General features: G+C 67.7%; 17 protein-coding genes. 12 read left to right on the forward strand and 5 right to left on the reverse strand.

Translation table 11 applies throughout. The annotated features are described in order from the left end of the window. Positions 1–9 precede the first annotated feature (9 nt). Genes ACFYRU_RS21910 through ACFYRU_RS21925 form a run of 4 tightly spaced genes read left to right on the forward strand, consistent with a single transcriptional unit; the run spans position 10 to position 3,137 of the window. Entirely contained in the window at positions 10–1,020 is a 1,011-nt protein-coding gene (locus ACFYRU_RS21910; protein WP_387661792.1) for a D-isomer specific 2-hydroxyacid dehydrogenase family protein, read from the forward strand. Then, positions 1,013–2,074, forward strand: a complete 1,062-nt coding sequence (gene vanA, locus ACFYRU_RS21915; RefSeq protein ID WP_387661794.1) for a D-alanine--(R)-lactate ligase — start codon at positions 1,013–1,015, stop codon at positions 2,072–2,074. Before ACFYRU_RS21910 ends, vanA begins: the two co-directional genes overlap by 8 nt. Further along, a complete protein-coding gene (gene vanX, locus ACFYRU_RS21920; protein WP_387661795.1) occupies positions 2,071–2,679 on the forward strand; it encodes a D-Ala-D-Ala dipeptidase VanX in 609 nt (202 codons plus the stop codon). The genes vanA and vanX overlap by 4 nt, the downstream gene beginning before the upstream one ends. Next, the gene (locus ACFYRU_RS21925) at positions 2,676–3,137 is read left to right on the forward strand and encodes a GNAT family N-acetyltransferase (RefSeq protein WP_387661797.1); all 462 of its coding nucleotides are present in this window, start codon (positions 2,676–2,678) and stop codon (positions 3,135–3,137) included. The genes vanX and ACFYRU_RS21925 overlap by 4 nt, the downstream gene beginning before the upstream one ends. Here the strand turns inward: ACFYRU_RS21925 and ACFYRU_RS21930 are convergent. Together ACFYRU_RS21930 and ACFYRU_RS21935 are read right to left on the reverse strand one after the other, a co-directional pair. Continuing rightward, positions 3,110–4,201 carry a heavy-metal-associated domain-containing protein gene (locus tag ACFYRU_RS21930; protein ID WP_387661799.1) on the reverse strand — a complete coding sequence of 364 codons (1,092 nt, stop codon included), beginning with the start codon at positions 4,199–4,201 and terminating at the stop codon, positions 3,110–3,112. The two genes, ACFYRU_RS21925 and ACFYRU_RS21930, sit on opposite strands and share 28 nt — an antisense overlap. A 66-nt stretch (positions 4,202–4,267) precedes the next feature. Then, positions 4,268–5,686: a PepSY-associated TM helix domain-containing protein gene (locus tag ACFYRU_RS21935; protein WP_387661801.1), complete on the reverse strand. Its 1,419-nt coding sequence runs from the start codon at positions 5,684–5,686 to the stop codon at positions 4,268–4,270. A 135-nt stretch (positions 5,687–5,821) separates the two neighbouring features. Between ACFYRU_RS21935 and ACFYRU_RS21940 the strand changes: the two genes are divergently transcribed. Together ACFYRU_RS21940 and ACFYRU_RS21945 are read left to right on the forward strand one after the other, a co-directional pair. After that, positions 5,822–6,370, forward strand: a complete 549-nt coding sequence (locus ACFYRU_RS21940) for a hypothetical protein (RefSeq protein WP_387661803.1) — start codon at positions 5,822–5,824, stop codon at positions 6,368–6,370. Between the two features lie 125 nt (positions 6,371–6,495). Then, entirely contained in the window at positions 6,496–7,050 is a 555-nt protein-coding gene (locus ACFYRU_RS21945) for a sigma-70 family RNA polymerase sigma factor (protein WP_387661804.1), read from the forward strand. A 17-nt stretch (positions 7,051–7,067) separates the two neighbouring features. On the opposite strand, the gene ACFYRU_RS21950 is transcribed toward ACFYRU_RS21945, so the two are convergent. Then, positions 7,068–8,135 (reverse strand): HoxN/HupN/NixA family nickel/cobalt transporter, encoded by a 1,068-nt coding sequence (locus tag ACFYRU_RS21950; RefSeq protein ID WP_387661806.1) that lies wholly within the window; start codon positions 8,133–8,135, stop codon positions 7,068–7,070. 99 nt (positions 8,136–8,234) lie between these two features. On the opposite strand from ACFYRU_RS21950, the gene ACFYRU_RS21955 reads away from it, so the two are divergent. Both ACFYRU_RS21955 and ACFYRU_RS21960 read left to right on the forward strand, forming a co-directional pair. Then, positions 8,235–8,918, forward strand: a complete 684-nt coding sequence (locus ACFYRU_RS21955; protein WP_387661808.1) for a Type 1 glutamine amidotransferase-like domain-containing protein — start codon at positions 8,235–8,237, stop codon at positions 8,916–8,918. A 62-nt stretch (positions 8,919–8,980) separates the two neighbouring features. Further along, positions 8,981–9,145 carry a hypothetical protein gene (locus tag ACFYRU_RS21960; protein WP_387661810.1) on the forward strand — a complete coding sequence of 55 codons (165 nt, stop codon included), beginning with the start codon at positions 8,981–8,983 and terminating at the stop codon, positions 9,143–9,145. A 45-nt stretch (positions 9,146–9,190) separates the two neighbouring features. On the opposite strand, the gene ACFYRU_RS21965 is transcribed toward ACFYRU_RS21960, so the two are convergent. Together ACFYRU_RS21965 and ACFYRU_RS21970 are read right to left on the reverse strand one after the other, a co-directional pair. Then, complete coding sequence (locus ACFYRU_RS21965) at positions 9,191–9,658, reverse strand: RNHCP domain-containing protein (protein ID WP_387661811.1); 468 nt, start codon at positions 9,656–9,658, stop codon at positions 9,191–9,193. 84 nt (positions 9,659–9,742) lie between these two features. Then, positions 9,743–10,483, reverse strand: coding sequence for a FadR/GntR family transcriptional regulator (locus ACFYRU_RS21970; protein ID WP_387661813.1), 741 nt, complete (start codon positions 10,481–10,483; stop codon positions 9,743–9,745). Positions 10,484–10,638: 155 nt separating this feature from the next. On the opposite strand from ACFYRU_RS21970, the gene ACFYRU_RS21975 reads away from it, so the two are divergent. The 4 genes from ACFYRU_RS21975 to ACFYRU_RS21990 are packed head-to-tail and all read left to right on the forward strand — an operon-like array spanning position 10,639 to position 14,856. Continuing rightward, the gene (locus ACFYRU_RS21975; RefSeq protein ID WP_387661814.1) at positions 10,639–11,655 is read left to right on the forward strand and encodes a 2-hydroxyacid dehydrogenase; all 1,017 of its coding nucleotides are present in this window, start codon (positions 10,639–10,641) and stop codon (positions 11,653–11,655) included. After that, positions 11,652–13,028, forward strand: a complete 1,377-nt coding sequence (locus ACFYRU_RS21980) for an extracellular solute-binding protein (RefSeq protein WP_387661816.1) — start codon at positions 11,652–11,654, stop codon at positions 13,026–13,028. Before ACFYRU_RS21975 ends, ACFYRU_RS21980 begins: the two co-directional genes overlap by 4 nt. Further along, positions 13,025–13,978, forward strand: a complete 954-nt coding sequence (locus tag ACFYRU_RS21985) for a carbohydrate ABC transporter permease (protein WP_387661818.1) — start codon at positions 13,025–13,027, stop codon at positions 13,976–13,978. The genes ACFYRU_RS21980 and ACFYRU_RS21985 overlap by 4 nt, the downstream gene beginning before the upstream one ends. After that, a complete protein-coding gene (locus ACFYRU_RS21990; RefSeq protein WP_387661820.1) occupies positions 13,975–14,856 on the forward strand; it encodes a carbohydrate ABC transporter permease in 882 nt (293 codons plus the stop codon). The genes ACFYRU_RS21985 and ACFYRU_RS21990 overlap by 4 nt, the downstream gene beginning before the upstream one ends. Position 14,857: the final 1 nt, after the last annotated feature.

The raw sequence follows: 14,857 nt of genomic DNA on the forward strand, positions 1-14,857 counted from the left end.
CTTGGAGGTATGAACTACCGCGAACCAGCCGAACTGCTGGCCTCCGCACCCGTCCTGACCACGGGAATCACGGTCTTCGGCTGCGAACCCGATGAGGAACTCCTCTTCCAGGAACTCGCACCTCGGCTCGGCGTGCTGCCAAGCATCACCAAGGCAGCACTCATCGAGGCCAATGCCGACCTGGCATTCGGAAATCGCTGCGTCAGCATCGGCCACAAACACCCCGTACCGAACGATGCATTGAAAGCCTTGAGCCAAGCAGGCGTCGAGTACGTGTCGACGAGGAGCATCGGGTTCAACCACCTCGACCTGGATTATGCGGCGAGCGTCGGACTAGAGGTCGGGAATGTTGCGTACTCCCCCGACAGCGTCGCCGACTACACGTTGATGTTGATCCTGATGGCGGTACGGAACGCGAAGTCGATGATCCGGCGCGCCGACATCCACGACTACCGGCTGAGCGAGGTCCGTGGGCGTGACCTTCGGGACCTCACCGTCGGCGTCGTCGGGACGGGGCGCATCGGGTCCGCGGTGCTCGACCGGCTGCGCGGCTTCGGCTGCCGGGTGGTTGCCTTCGACAACCGCCCGAAGACGTCCGCGGACTATTTCCAGTTGGAAGAACTCCTCCACGTCAGCGACGTCATCACCTTGCACACTCCGCTCACCGCGGAAACACATCACCTGCTGAACGGCCGCCGCATCGCGCAACTGAAGCCAGGCGCCTTCGTGGTGAACACCGGCCGCGGCGCGCTGATCGACACCGAGGCGCTCGCGGCGGCCCTCGAGTCCGGGCACCTCGGCGGCGCCGCCCTCGACGTACTCGAAGGCGAAGAAGGTGTCTTCTACGCCGACCACAGCAACAAGCCGATCGAAAGCACGCTGCTGCTCAGGCTGCAGGCGCTGCCGAACGTGTTGGTCAGCCCGCACACCGCGTACTACACCGACCGAGCCCTGCGGGACATGGTCGAGAACTCCCTTGCCAATTGCCTGAACTTCGAAAGCAGGAAGCACCATGAGTAAGTTGAAGGTCGGAATCCTGTTCGGCGGCGTGTCCGAGGAGCACAGCGTTTCCGTCAAGTCCGCGCGGCAGGTCGCGCAGCACCTCGACACCGAGAAGTACGAGCCGTACTACATCGGCATCGCGCAGAGCGGCGCCTGGAAGCTGTTCGACGGCCCGAACACCGGCTGGGAGAACGGCACCCCCGTGATCCTGTCGCCGGACAGCAGCGTGCGCGGCCTGCTCGTACTCGAGTCCGACCGGCTCGGCTCGCGGATCAGGCAAGGGCAGTACCGGACGATCAACCTGGACGTGATCATCCCGGTCCTGCACGGCAAACGCGGCGAGGACGGCGCGATACAGGGACTGCTCGAGCTCTCCGGCATCCCGTACGCCGGCTGCGACATCCAGAGCTCCGTGCTGTGCATGGACAAGACGCTGACGTACCTCGTCGTGCAGAACGCGGGGATCGCGACGCCGAACTTCTGGATCGTCGGCGCGAAGGAGACCATCGACCCCGGCCAGTTCAGCTACCCGGTCTTCGTGAAGCCGGCCCGCTCGGGTTCGTCGTTCGGCGTCAACAAGGTGTCGAACGCGGACGAACTGGCGAACGCCGTCGAGACCGCGGCGCAGTACGACACGAAGATCCTGATCGAGGAGGCAGTGGTCGCCAGTGAGGTCGGGTGCGCGATCCTCGGGAACGACCCGGAGCTGATCGTCGGCGAGGTCGACCACATCGCGCTCTCGCACGGGTTCTTCAAGATCCACCAGGAGAGCTCGCCGGAGTCCGGTTCGGAGAACTCGACGCCGATCGTTCCCGCGGACATCCCGGCCGAGACGCGCTCGCTGGTCCAGCAGACGGCGAAGGCCGTGTACCGGGCGCTGGGCTGTACCGGGCTGGCACGCGTCGACCTGTTCCTCAAGGAGGACGGATCGGTGGTCCTGAACGAGGTCAACACCTTCCCGGGCCTCACGTCGTACAGCCGGTACCCACGGATGATGACCGCGGCCGGGCTGCCGCTCGGCAAGGTGATCGACGAGCTGGTGTCGGTGACGCTCTCCGGGAGCCCGCGATGACAGCGGATCTCGTGTACGTCGACGAGTTCGCGGCCGGGATCCGCTGGGACGCGAAGTACGCGACCTGGGACAACTTCATCGGGAAGCCGGTCGACGGGTACCTGGCGAACCGCATCGTCGGCACCCGCGCCCTGTGTGCGGCGCTCGAACGCGCACAGGAGAAGGCTGAGCCGCGAGGTTTCGGCCTGCTGCTGTGGGACGGGTACCGCCCACAGCGGGCCGTCGACAACTTCGTCCGCTGGTCCGAGCTGCCCGAGGACGGCCGGACAAAACCGCGCCACTACCCGAACATCGAACGCGCCGACATGTTCACCCAGGGGTACGTCGCCACCCGGTCCGGACACACCCGCGGGAGTACGGTCGACCTGACGCTGTACCACCTGGACACCGGCGAACTCGCGGACATGGGCGGCGACCACGACCTGATGGACTCGGTCTCCCGGCACGGAGCCACCGAGGTCACCGCGGCGCAGGCACGGAACCGCGAGACCCTCGCGTCCGTGATGGAGGCAGCCGGATTCGAGCGCTACGACTGCGAATGGTGGCACTACACGCTCCGCGACGAGCCCTACCCGAACACCTACTTCGACATCCCGATCGCATGATCCGCCCGGCAGAGCCCACCGACACCGAAGCCGTCAACGAACTGCTGGACCAACTCGGCTATCCACAGGACGACCCGGCCGCGACGGCCGCCCGACTCAAGTCCTGGGCGAACGACCCGACCAGTGCTGTCCTCGTGGATGATGCCGACGGCAACCTTCTCGGCCTGGTCGCGGTCCACGTCGAGCCGTTCGTCCAGATGACCGGTTCTTCGGGCCGGATCGTTGCACTGGTCGTCTCCGATCAGGCCCGCCGCCGAGGCGTCGCCACCCGGCTGATGGCAGCCGCGGAAGCGTTCGCCGTCAGCCAGGGCTGCGTACGCTTCGAGGTAACCAGCTCGAACTACCGCACCGAGGCACACCAGTTCTACGTGGGCCGCGGGTACGTCAACCAGGCCGATCGGTCGTCCCGCTTCCTCCGCGACGCTCCACCTCACTCCGCCAGTGGTACGACGGTGTAGCCGTGCGTTCGGATCGCGGCGAAGCTTTGGTCGCGGACGGCCGGCGACGGGAAGTCCGCGACCACCCGTTTCGTCTCCAGGTCGAAGGTCGGTGCGGCGACGCCGAATTCGGCGACTGCCTTGGTGATCGTGCCGATGCAGTGCTGACAGGTCATGTCCGGCACTTCGAACGTTGTCGTCGACACCGCTGACTCCGATCTGCTCGGGCCGCCGTCCGCCGTGAGTTCCACGACGTCCAGCAGCCGGATGAATGTGTCCACGAACAGGTCGGCGACCTGCGTGACGAGGTTGACGCGCCGCCCGTCGACGGTCTGCGGCGCGTGCGCGAGACAACGCGGGCGCTCCCCTTGTCCGAGCGCGCGGTACTGCTCCACGCTCGGGTCCGCGATCCGCAGCTCCTTCATCGCTCGGAGCGCGGCGACGGTGTCGGCCGAGTAGTTGACACGGCCACCGAAGCAGATCAGTTGTGCGGGGATCAGCCCGCGGCGGTAGGTCGCTGCCTGTAGGCCCCAGTGCCACGTGCCGGCGACGGTCGCGAACAGCCCGCTGTCCCGGAGTACAGCCGCGAAGGCGGCCGGATCGTCGTACGGCGTCCACGCGGCGAGGTAGGCGTGCTGCACGAGGACGCGCGCCGCGGCGTCGACGCCGGTACGGAGAATCGCCAGCGGCTCCTTGTCGGTGGTGACGTCGGCGAGCAGAGCGGTGTCCGCGGGGCTCAACGATGCGGTGCGGTGGACCAGCCGACCGTCGTCCAGTTGGCGCCAGAGGGCGAGGGTGGTCTCGCGAGCGACGATCGGTACGACGGCTCCGAGCGCCCCCGCGTGGGCGACGTTCGAGACACCGGCGCTGTCCGTCCAGGTCACCCGATGCGTCGCCACGGTGATCAGTCCCGGCGGACAACCGTCGAGCTTCGTCCGCAGGAACTCCTCGGTCAGCAGCCCGCTCACCGGCTCGAGCTCGTACCGCAGGCCGAGCGGCTGGATCGGCACCGAGCCGTCGAAGAGATCGAACGCGAGCTCCGAGAGCAAGCGCGCCACGGAGGTCCGGGCGGTGTCAACACTCACGACGGGCTCCTCGGCTCGACGGTTCCGCACCTCCGATCGTAGGTACGCCGCTCCGGTCGCGCTCGGTCACGCAGCGTGTCGGCGCGCCACGTTGAACCACGCAGCCAGGCTCGGAATCCGCCGAAGCACAAGCTGATCGAGCAACAACACCGCCAACAGGGTCGCCCCGAAGAGCGGCAGGAAGAGCGCCAGCGCGACAACGAGGACCGCGAGACCGGGAGTCGTACGGAGCGGGAGCCGGCCTCGCGGTGCGCCGAGGGCCTTTCCCTTCGGACGTCGGCGCCACCACATCAGCGGGCCGGTGACGCACATGAACACGACGCCGAGGCAGAACGCCGTCGTCAGCCAGAAGTTGAAGAGGCCGAGCCGCCGTCCTTCGTGCAGTGCGATCCCCTGCGACACGACCTTCGCCAGCTCCGGGTAGTCCCGGTAGCCGTACGTCGAGACGACGCGACCGCCGTACTGGTCGACGTGCAGCGTGCGCTCCTGGGCAGGGTTGTTGAACGCGTACCCGATCGCGGAGAACACTCCCTTACTGTCCGACGGCAACGCGACCGTCATCGGGCTTCGCAGACCGTTCCGGCGGCCGACCTCGATCGCGGTGTCGACGGTCGCGACGGACTCGGTCCGGTTGGCCGGGTCGGACCGCGGTACTTCGGTCTTCCCGAGCGCCCACGGGACCGTATGGCTGTGCGGCAGCGACTCGTCCAGCGTCGAGGTCGGGTTCGACAGAGCACCGGGGTCCTCGCCCCAGAACGACGTACCGTGGCTGGTCGCGAGCTCCTGCGTCTTCGCACCCCAGAACCCGGTCCACGGCAGGCCCGACACGACCAGAAACAGCAGGCCGAGGCCGAGTACGGCACCGGTCCGGCCGTGGCGGGAACGCAGTACGGCGCCTGCCGCACCGGCGGCGCGGCGACGGGCTCGCGCCACGCGTCCCCGGACGAAGAGGTAATAGCCCGTCAACGCCATCACGATCGCCCAGCACGCGGCGATCTCGATCACGGCGTCGCCGAGGCGACCGGCCATCAGCTCGCCGTGCAGGAGGATCGCGACGCCGGACAGCGTCCGGTCCGGGTTCAGCGAACCGAGGACCTTGCCTTCGTACGGGTCCACGAAGACATCGCGGTTACCGGTCCTGGTGTCGACGGAGAAGACCGTCGAACGGTTCGGCGCGGACGGCTCGGTCATCGAAACGACCGTCGCGTCCGGGAACGCCTGGCGTACCTCCTCCAGCTGCGTCTCGTACGGCTGGGCGACGAGTCCGGCGGGCTGCTGCACCTTCATCAGGTCGGCGTGCAGCATCGGCTCGAGCTGGAACCGGAACAGGTAGATCAGGCCGGTCGTCGCGAGGACGAAGAGGATCGGGATGACCAGGAAGCTCGCGTAGAAGTGCCACCGCCAGAACGCGCGGAACAGTCCGGCGCCGCGGCCGCGGTTTCGCTGCTCGGCCGCCGGCGGTGCTTCTTCCAGTACTGCGTTCACGTCCGCTCCTTCGCTGCACGATCCGGCACAGGAGTCGGTTCGCGGGCCGATCTGGTTCCCGGCGAGGGTTGTGGTGTCGGCCACAGGTGCGCCGGTGCGTCCGCGCCGGGTGCGGGATGCGACGATTGGTCGGCCATGCACCAGAGCCGGGGGTTCCGAGCCGCACGGGCCGCGATGTTCGCGGTCACCTGCGTGCTGCTCGCGGCGCTCGGTCACGTGCTGATGTCCGGCGCGATGCTCCCGTGGTGGGCGCTGCCGATGGCGTTCGGCTGGATCGGCGTCACGGCGTGGATCGTCGCCGACCGGGAGCGCGGCGTCCCGTTCGTTGTGCTGAGCACGTTGTTCGCGCAGGGTGCGCTGCATCTTGTGTTCTCACTCGCCCAGACGATGAGCCCGCACAAGATGCACGGCGATCACATGGGCGGCGGCGGGATGTTCGGCGCGCACCTCTTGGCGGCGTTGCTGACCGGGCTGTGGCTCGCGTACGGCGAGCGGGCCGCGTTTTCCGTACTGCGCTCGCTCGCGGTCCGGGTACTTCTACCGCTGCGCCTGATCACCTGCCCGCACGCCACCCCGCTCCAGCCGCGCGTCGTGCCGGCCCGCACGCCCGTACCGCTGCGGGACCTGCTGCTCGTCCACGCCATCACGTCCCGGGGTCCGCCCGGCGGAGTCGCCTTCTCCTGACCTGCCTCAGGCGCCCTGCTGCGCCTGGGTTGCGGCCTGCCGTCTTCGGCACGGCCTCCGCTCACCGGCGCCGCGCCTTCACACACGTCGTCGCGCGCTGGACCCCTTCCGAAGGACTTGATGTGATGGCTTCTGCCTTGCACCACGACCCGGATGAAACGTCGACCCGGCTCGCACTGGCCGCCCGCTCGGGCGACCTCGATGCCCTCGACAACTTCGTCCGCGCTCTGCACCGCGACGTACGGCGCTACGTCGTCCACCTGTCGGCGGACCCGCAGGCGGCCGACGACCTGACCCAGGAGACGTTCCTGCGGGCCCTCAAGAGCCTGCCCAGGTTCGAAGGGAGATCGTCGGCGCGGACCTGGCTGCTGTCGATCGCCCGCCGGACCGTGGCCGACGACCTGCGCCGGAAGGCGTCCCGGCCACGGATCTCCCAGCAGGACTGGGTGTTCGCGGCCGAACGGTCCCAACCGCGGGACCTGCCCGGCTTCGAGGACCGGATCGCGCTCGCGGAACTCCTCGACGAGCTCCCCGGTGACCGCCGCGAGGTCTTCGTCCTGACCCAACTGGCCGGCGTCCCGTACGCCCAGACCGCCGCGCGGCTCGGCTGCCCGATCGGCACCGTCCGCTCCCGGGTCGCCCGCGCCCGGACCACGCTGGCCGATCTACTGGCCGCCTGAGGAGCCGGTCCGCCTCGCTACCGGGAGGCGGACCACTTCTCCTCGATCCGGCCGAACTTCCACACCGCGTGCGCGCCCAGCCAGGTGACCACGAACAACCCGACGATCGCGTACCCGACGTAGTTCAGGTCGACGCCGGCGATCGCGGCCAGCGGACCGTGGTCGATGTGCAGCTTGTCGGTGACGATCGAGATCAGCTCGATGCTGCCGATCACCAGCGCGACCGCGACCGACAGGCCGGTGATCGTGATGTTGTAGTACACCTTCCGGACCGGCTTCGCGAACGCCCACCCGTAGGCGAAGTTCATCAGGCAGCCGTCGATCGTGTCGAGCAGGCTCATCCCGGCGGCGAACAGGATCGGCAGCGTGAGGACGGCGTACCACGGCAGGCTGAACGCGGCCGCCCCGCCGGCCAGGACGAGCAGGCTGACCTCGGTGGCGGTGTCGAAGCCCAGGCCGAACAGGAAGCCGATCGGGTACATCTGCCACGGCCGTGTGACCGCCCTCGTCACACCGGACAGGATCCGGTTCATGAACCCGCGGTTGTTCAGCTGCTGCTCGAGGGTCGCCTCGTCGTACGCGCCGGTCCGCATCCGCCGGAACACCTTCACCACGGCAACCAGCACGACGAGGTTGAGCACGGCGATCAGGTACAGGAACACACCGGAGACCGCCGTACCGACCACGCCGGTGACCTGCTGCAGGCGCGACGAGCCGTCGGCGACCTGGCCGGCCAGCGTACGGACGCCGATGCCGAGCAGGAAGCACAGCACGAACACGACCGTCGAGTGGCCGAGCGAGAACCAGAACCCGACCGACAACGGCCGCCGCCCGTCCGCCATCAGCTTCCGGGTGGTGTTGTCGATCGCGGCGATGTGATCCGCGTCGAACGCGTGCCGCATACCGAGCGTGTACGCGGTGACACCCAGACCGACCCCGAACACACCGGCCGATCCGAGCAGGTAATGCCGCGGGGCCACGATCAGCGCGAGCACGCCCCAGCCGGCCAGATGCAGCAGCAGGACGAACCCCGCCATCGCGCCGACCGACGTCCACTCCCGCCGCGTCACATCCACTCGCCTCACGAACCAGCAGTAAACGCCTCCTCCGGCTTAGATGCAACCGAGTCGCATCAACGGCACGGGTCTTCACAGAGCGTGCGGCCGCGCGGCATCATCAGGGCCGTGCCGAAACTACTTCTCACCTCGTCGGGGATCAGTAACGCGAGCATCAACGAGGCGCTCGTGGAGCTGCTCGGAAAACCGGTCTCGGAGGCCAGTGCGCTGATCGTGCCGACCGGGATCTACCCGTTTCCCGGTGGCGGTGGGCAGGCCTGGCGGGCGATCGCGGGGAAGAACAAGCGGCCGTTGGCCGACCTCGGGTGGAAGTCGATCGGGGTGCTCGAGCTGACGGCGTTGCCGTCGATCCAGGAGAAGAGTTGGGTGCCGACGCTGCAGGAGACGGATGCGTTGCTGGTGTGGGGCGGCGACGTCCTGTACTTGAGCTACTGGCTCCGGCGGTCGGGCGTTGCCGAACTGCTGCCGTCGTTGGACCTGGTGTACGTCGGAGTCAGCGCCGGGAGCATCGCGTTGACGCCGTACAACTGTGACTGGGACTTCGACCTCGAGTTCGTACCCGAAGGCAGCGACATGGCGTCCGACGCTCAGCCGCTCGGCCTGGTCGACTTCACGCTGTACCCGCACCTCGGGCATCCCGACATGGAAGACACCACGCCGGAGAACATCGAGCGCTGGGCCTCGACGATCCCCGCTCCGACGTACGCGATCGACGACGAGACCGCAATCAAGGTCGTCGACGGCGAGGTCACAGTCATCTCCGAGGGCGACTGGAAGCTCTTCAACGCCTGAGGTGCGCATGGGATGCGGCCGGGTGGGTACCAAGCAGTACCCGATCCGATAGGAGGGCGCTGATGGTTGCCACGATCATCGACCCGCCGGATCCGGCGTACATCCCGCCGGCCCCGCCGGACCCGCACCAACCACCCGACCCGACGCCGGTGCCGCCGCCCCAGCCACCCGACCCGCCCGGCCCGTCCGAGCCGGAACCACCCCCGACCGAGCCCGCCCCGATCTGAGCGTCCTCCAGCGGGCCGCGGCAGCCATCCACGACAGGTTTCGCGCTACGCCTGCGCCCCGTTCGCTGACGACTTCGCCTTGCGGGTCCTGGGTTTGCGGGTTGGTTCGGGTTGGGGCTCGGGGGCGAACGGGATGAACGGCATGGTGAGAGGTAGCGCCGCCAGCCGCATGAGGAGGAGGGCGTTGTCGTCGGCGGCGGTCTTGTTCAGACGTAGCCGGCCGCAATTGGTGCAACGGTGGATGAGGACCCAGCGGCCCTCGCCCCGGACCGTCACGGCGATGGGTTCCATACCGCCGGAGCAGTCGGCCTTACGGTCACCGGGAACGTTGCGGTCCAGATGCCGGGACCACAGACAACTCGGACAGTGATTGCGATGGGTGGTACCAGGGGCGTCGAGAGAAACCTCTACGCCACAGTGTTCACAACTGAACGAACGTGCGAAAGCCAAAACAAACCTTTCAGAGCAGAGCTGCAGGACAGAACAGACATGGCTCTCCTCCTTCCGGCCCACGCCGGCTCCTCCGGCGCACGTTCCCCCAGCTCATCAGCCCGCACCCAGCACCGTCAATTGATTAAGACACCCGCACCGCGAGAGCTACAGCGGGCTGGGGATGTCGGAGCCCCAGACGCCGAGGGCTCGGTTGGCTTCCTCGTGCGCGTCGACGATCAGGCGCCGTGAGGTCGTCTCCAACTCGGGAGCGCCGGTCATGATGTCCTGGACCAGTTGGCGATGCAGTTCCAGGCCGCGGCGCATCGCTTCGACGACCGGGAACACCAGCGTCTCGCGAGTGCGGACCGCGGTCGCGATCACGCTGCTCAGGCATTCGAACATCTTGCTGCCGGACAGGTCGAGCAACGCCACGTGGAACGACACGTCGGCGGACACGAACGTGTGCAGGTCGCGCTGGTCGAGCGCCGCGTACATGCTGTCGATCGCTCGGGTGAGCTGCGCCAGATCGGCCGGCTTCGAGCGCAGCGCGGCCATCCGCGCGGCGACCGGCTCGACCGCGAGGCGGACCGAGTACAGCTCGTCTACCTGTTCGGTCCGGCGGTCGCTCTCGAGCCGCCAGGTGATGATCTGCGGGTCGAGGTAGTTCCACGTCCGGGGGTCCGAGACCCGGGTCCCGACCTTCGGCCGGGCGACCAGCAGTCCCTTGCCCTGGAGCGCGCGGAACGCCTCCCGGATCACCGGCCGGGACACGCCGAACTCCTCCGCGAGGCGTTCGGGCGGCACCGACTCGCCTTCGCGGTAGCGGCCGGTCACGATCGCGCGGCCCACTTCCTCGACCACCCGGTCGTGATGGCGCCCTGGGTGCGGCACCTCTCGTCCGTGCATCGGCAGCTCCTGTAATCGACTTAATAGTAAGACTAGACCTTATCTCCCCGAGGGGTCGACCCGCGAAACCGGTGGAACTTGAGCCGTTGACAGCTAGGCGTCTACTCAGTTTAATCTGCTTATTCAATCGTGAGGCCAGTCACAGAGGAGCCGCCATGCAGGTCGTTGTGGTCGATCCGATGCAGGTCCGGCTGGCTGGGCAGCTCGCGGCCGCGATCGGTCCGGGCGCGTCGCTCAAGTGCGCTCGGAGCACCGACGACTGGCACGGATGGTTGACCACGGCAGACGTGTTCGTCGGTTCCAAACTGTCCGCGGAGCTGGCCGCGGAGGCACCGGCGCTCCGCTTGGTCCAGGTCGCCGGCGCCGGGTACGACGGCATCGCCCTGGACAGCCTCGTGCCCGGCGCGGTCGTCGCGAACACGTTCCACCACGGCCGCGCGATCGCGGAGTACTGCTTGATGTCCATGCTCGTACTGTCGCGGCAGCTGCTCGTCGAGGACCGTGCCCTGCGCGGCGGTCGTTGGCGTTCGGTGTTCCAGGACAGCGACGCACCCGTCCACGAGACACTGGCCGGCAAGACAGTCGGCATCATCGGGTACGGCGAGATCGGCGGCCACGTCGGCCGGCTCTGCAAGGCACTCGGGATGCGGGTACTCGCAACCCGGAGGACGCCATCGTCCGGCGCCACGGAGGTCGACTGGCTCGGCGGTCCGCAGGACACGGGCGAGCTGGTTGCCGGCAGCGACTTCGTGATCGTGACCGTCCCCGTGACCGCCCGGACCAGGAACCTCCTTGACAGCAACCTGCTGGCCCGGATGAAGCGATCCGCCTTTCTGATCAACGTCGCCCGCGGTGCGGTCGTCGACGAGAGCGCGCTGTACGGCGCTCTCTCCGAGAACCGGATCGCCGGCGCCGCCATCGACGTCTGGTGGCAGTACCCGGCCTCCGGCGCGCACGCCCAGCCCTCGCGTTTTCCGTTCGGCGAACTGCCGAACGTCCTGATGACCCCGCACACGTCCGGCGTCACCCGGGACGTGTTCGAGCGCCGGATGCTCGACGTCGCGGCGAACATCCGCGCGCTGCGCGACGGCGATCCCCTGCACAACGTCGTGTTCCGCAGTCCGCTCGGCACCACAACCCCATCAACGTGCACCACAGGAGGAGTCCGATGACCCGAAGGCGAGCCCGCCTCGCAGCGGTCGCGATCTCGATCGGCATGACCGCATCCGCGGTCGCGGCCTGTTCGTCGCAGACCGCGGGCGGTACCGACAGCGACATCACCAAGATCACGGTCATGGGCATTCCACCGACCACCAAGGCCGAGGCCCGCAAAACCTACCTCGACCAGGTCGCCGCCTTCGAGAAGGCGAACCCGTCGATCAAGATCGAGACCACCGACGCCACCTTCGACGCCACGTCGTACGTCACCCAGCTCGCCGGTGGCACCGCGCCGACGATGCTGCTCGTCCCGCTGACCGAACCGGCCGGTCTGATCGCCCGCCGGCAGGTGTCCGACCTCACCGATGCCGCCAAGGAGTTGCCGAAGTACTCCGAGTTCGACCCGCGAAGCCTGCAGAACGTGAAGGATGCCGGCGGCAAGCTGTTCGGGGTCCCGACCAGCCAGTACGCGCTCGGCCTGGCCTACAACCGGACGCTGTTCACGAAGGCCGGACTCGATCCGGACAAGCCGCCGACCACCTGGGCGGAGCTGCGCGCGGACGCGAAACAGATCACCGACCGCACCGGTGTCGTGGGATTCGCCGAGATGACCGTGAAGAACGGCGGCGGCTGGCACCTCACCGCGGCGACGTACTCACGCGGCGGCGCGATGGAGACCGACCAGGGCGGGAAGTTCGCCGCGAGTGTCGACAATCCACAGAGTCAGGCGCAGCTCGCCCTGCTCAAGCAGATGCGCTGGCAGGACAAGTCGATGGGCAACAACCAGTTGCTCGGGTACGACGACGTCAACAGCGGATTCGCCGCCGGGAAGTTCGCGATGATCATCGCGGATCCGGGGTACTACGCGAGCTACATCAACCAGTACAAGGGCGACCCGAAGGCGTTCGGCGCCGCGGCGTACCCACAGGAAGGCGGCAACGCCACCCTCGTCGGCGGCCAGGTCGTGATGGCCAATCCGCGCGCGACCACCGCTCAGAAGGCCGCGATGCTGAAGTGGACCGACTTCTACTACCTGCGCCCGCAGTACGACGCCGACGCCGCGGTGGCCCGCGCCACCTCGAACAAGGCCTCCGGTATCCCCGTCGGCGTACCGACCGTCGCTCTGTTCAACACCGCCGTACAGCAGGAGATCTCCACGGCGATCAAGCCGTACGTCACGGTGGACGCGAAGAACTTCCAGCCGTTCGTGACCGGTACCGCAGCGCTCAGCTACAAGCCGGAGCCACCGGTCGCGGCCCAGCTCCTGTACGCCGCTCTCGACACCGCGGTCCAGGCCGTCCTCACCCGGCAGGACGCCGATCCGGCCACCGTACTCGGGAAGGCGCAGAAGGACTCGCAGGCCATCGTCGAGCAAGGGCAGCGATGACCTTGACCACGCTGCGGGGTTCGGCACCCGGGGACGCCGCAGTATCGCGGGCCCCGGGCAACGAACCCCAGCCGAAAAGGCGGCGGTCCAACGGGTTCGGCTGGTGGGGCCTGGTGTTCCTGCTACCGGCGCTACTCTGTTTCGGCTACTTCTCCTGGTGGCCGATCCTGCGCGGCCTCGCGCTGAGCTTCCAGCAGACGAACCTGGTGGATCCCGCGGTCTGGGTCGGCCTGGAGAACTTCCGACGCGTTCTTGACGATCCGTTGCTGGCGACAGCCGTCGTGAACACCCTCAAGTTCGGACTGCTCGCGGTGGTGATCGGCTTCCCGCTTCCGGTCGTGCTCGCCCTCGCGATGTCCGAGCTGCGCCGGCTCGGCGGAGTGTTCCGGGTCCTGGTCTATCTCCCGGTCGTCATCCCGCCGGTCGTATCGGTCCTGCTGTGGAAGTTCTTCTACGACCCGGACCACGGTCTGTTCAACGCCGCCCTCGGGGTGATCGGAATCGGTCCGCTGTCCTGGTTGCAGACCAGCGGCGGAGCCTTGCCGAGCCTGGTCCTGCTGATCGTCTGGGAATCGGCCGGCGGAATCGTGCTGCTCTACCTCGCCGCACTCTCGTCGGTTCCCACCGAGCTCTACGAGGCGGCCGAGGTCGACGGAGCATCGATCCGTAGCCGCGTCTGGCACGTGACACTCCCCCAACTGCGCGGTCTCATGCTCGTCCTGCTGCTGCTGCAGATCATCGGTACGCTGCAGATCTTCACCGAGCCGTTCGTGATGACCGCCGGTGGACCGGAGAACTCCACCATCACCGTCCTCTACCTCATCTACCGCAACGCGTTCGTCAGCGGTGACTTCGGATCGGCCGCAGCGCTGAGCGTTCTGCTGGCGCTGGTCCTGGCTGTGCTGTCCGCGGTCTACCTGCGGCTGACGAGGCGATGGAGCAAGACATGACGACGATTCCCCGCGCACTCATCTCCCCCGCCGACCGCTCCGATCCGGTCACGCGCTGGTCGATCCGGCTCACCCAGTTCGTCTTGATGCTGTGCGTCGCCGCAGCCGGACTCGTACCGATCTGGTGGCTGTTCAAAGGGGCCGTCTCCGACACCCAGGACCTGATCGGGCACCCGATGAAGCTCTGGCCCACGGCGGTCAACTGGAGCAACCTCTCCCATGCCTGGAACGAGCTCGAGGTCGGCCACTACCTGCTCAACTCGGTCGTGTACGCCGCAGGCTCTTGCGCTACGCAGGTCTTCGTCGCAACCACAGCCGGGTTCGCCCTCTCCGTCCTCCGGCCGAGGTTCAGCAAGGTCGTGTACGGCGCCATCCTGGCCACGCTGTTCATCCCGGGTACGGTGTCACTCGTCGCGCTCTACCTGACGGTGATCCACCTTCCCGGGCTCGGCGTCTCGATCGCGAACACGCCGCTGGCGATCTGGTTGCCGGCCGGAGCGCACGCCTTCAACATCCTGGTCGCGAAGCAGTTCTTCGACGCGCTGCCGCACGAGCTCTTCGACGCGGCGCAGGTCGACGGAGCCGGCCCGATCCGGATCTTCTGGAGCCTTGTCCTGCCGATGTCCCGCCCGATGCTCGCGGTGGTCGCGCTGCTGTCGCTGATGGCGGAGTGGAAGAATTTCCTCTGGCCGCTCGTCGCGATGACCGACCCGACCAAACAACCGCTGTCGGTGGCGCTGCCCCGGCTCGCGACGTACTCCGATCAGGCGATGCTGATCGCCGGAATGCTGATCTCCACGCTGCCGCCGCTGCTGGCCTTCGTCATCTTCCAGCGCCAGGTGGTCCGCGGCATCGGCTTCAGCGGACTGAAGGGCTGAC

It is taken from the genome of Kribbella sp. NPDC004536, from assembly GCF_042873835.1.
Classification (GTDB): Bacteria; Actinomycetota; Actinomycetes; order Propionibacteriales; family Kribbellaceae; genus Kribbella.

What these genes read in the sequence shown, in the direction of transcription:
- ACFYRU_RS21980 (WP_387661816.1), top strand. Translation starts at nt 11,652, where the DNA reads ATGACCCGAAGGCGAGCCCGCCTCGCAGCGGTCGCGATCTCGATCGGC.
- ACFYRU_RS21910 (WP_387661792.1), top strand. Translation starts at nt 10, where the DNA reads ATGAACTACCGCGAACCAGCCGAACTGCTGGCCTCCGCACCCGTCCTG.
- ACFYRU_RS21990 (WP_387661820.1), top strand. Translation starts at nt 13,975, where the DNA reads ATGACGACGATTCCCCGCGCACTCATCTCCCCCGCCGACCGCTCCGAT.
- ACFYRU_RS21975 (WP_387661814.1), top strand. Translation starts at nt 10,639, where the DNA reads ATGCAGGTCGTTGTGGTCGATCCGATGCAGGTCCGGCTGGCTGGGCAG.
- ACFYRU_RS21925 (WP_387661797.1), top strand. Translation starts at nt 2,676, where the DNA reads ATGATCCGCCCGGCAGAGCCCACCGACACCGAAGCCGTCAACGAACTG.
- vanA (WP_387661794.1), top strand. Translation starts at nt 1,013, where the DNA reads ATGAGTAAGTTGAAGGTCGGAATCCTGTTCGGCGGCGTGTCCGAGGAG.
- ACFYRU_RS21940 (WP_387661803.1), top strand. Translation starts at nt 5,822, where the DNA reads ATGCACCAGAGCCGGGGGTTCCGAGCCGCACGGGCCGCGATGTTCGCG.
- ACFYRU_RS21970 (WP_387661813.1), bottom strand. Translation starts at nt 10,483, where the DNA reads ATGCACGGACGAGAGGTGCCGCACCCAGGGCGCCATCACGACCGGGTG.
- ACFYRU_RS21945 (WP_387661804.1), top strand. Translation starts at nt 6,496, where the DNA reads ATGGCTTCTGCCTTGCACCACGACCCGGATGAAACGTCGACCCGGCTC.
- vanX (WP_387661795.1), top strand. Translation starts at nt 2,071, where the DNA reads ATGACAGCGGATCTCGTGTACGTCGACGAGTTCGCGGCCGGGATCCGC.
- ACFYRU_RS21985 (WP_387661818.1), top strand. Translation starts at nt 13,025, where the DNA reads ATGACCTTGACCACGCTGCGGGGTTCGGCACCCGGGGACGCCGCAGTA.
- ACFYRU_RS21960 (WP_387661810.1), top strand. Translation starts at nt 8,981, where the DNA reads ATGGTTGCCACGATCATCGACCCGCCGGATCCGGCGTACATCCCGCCG.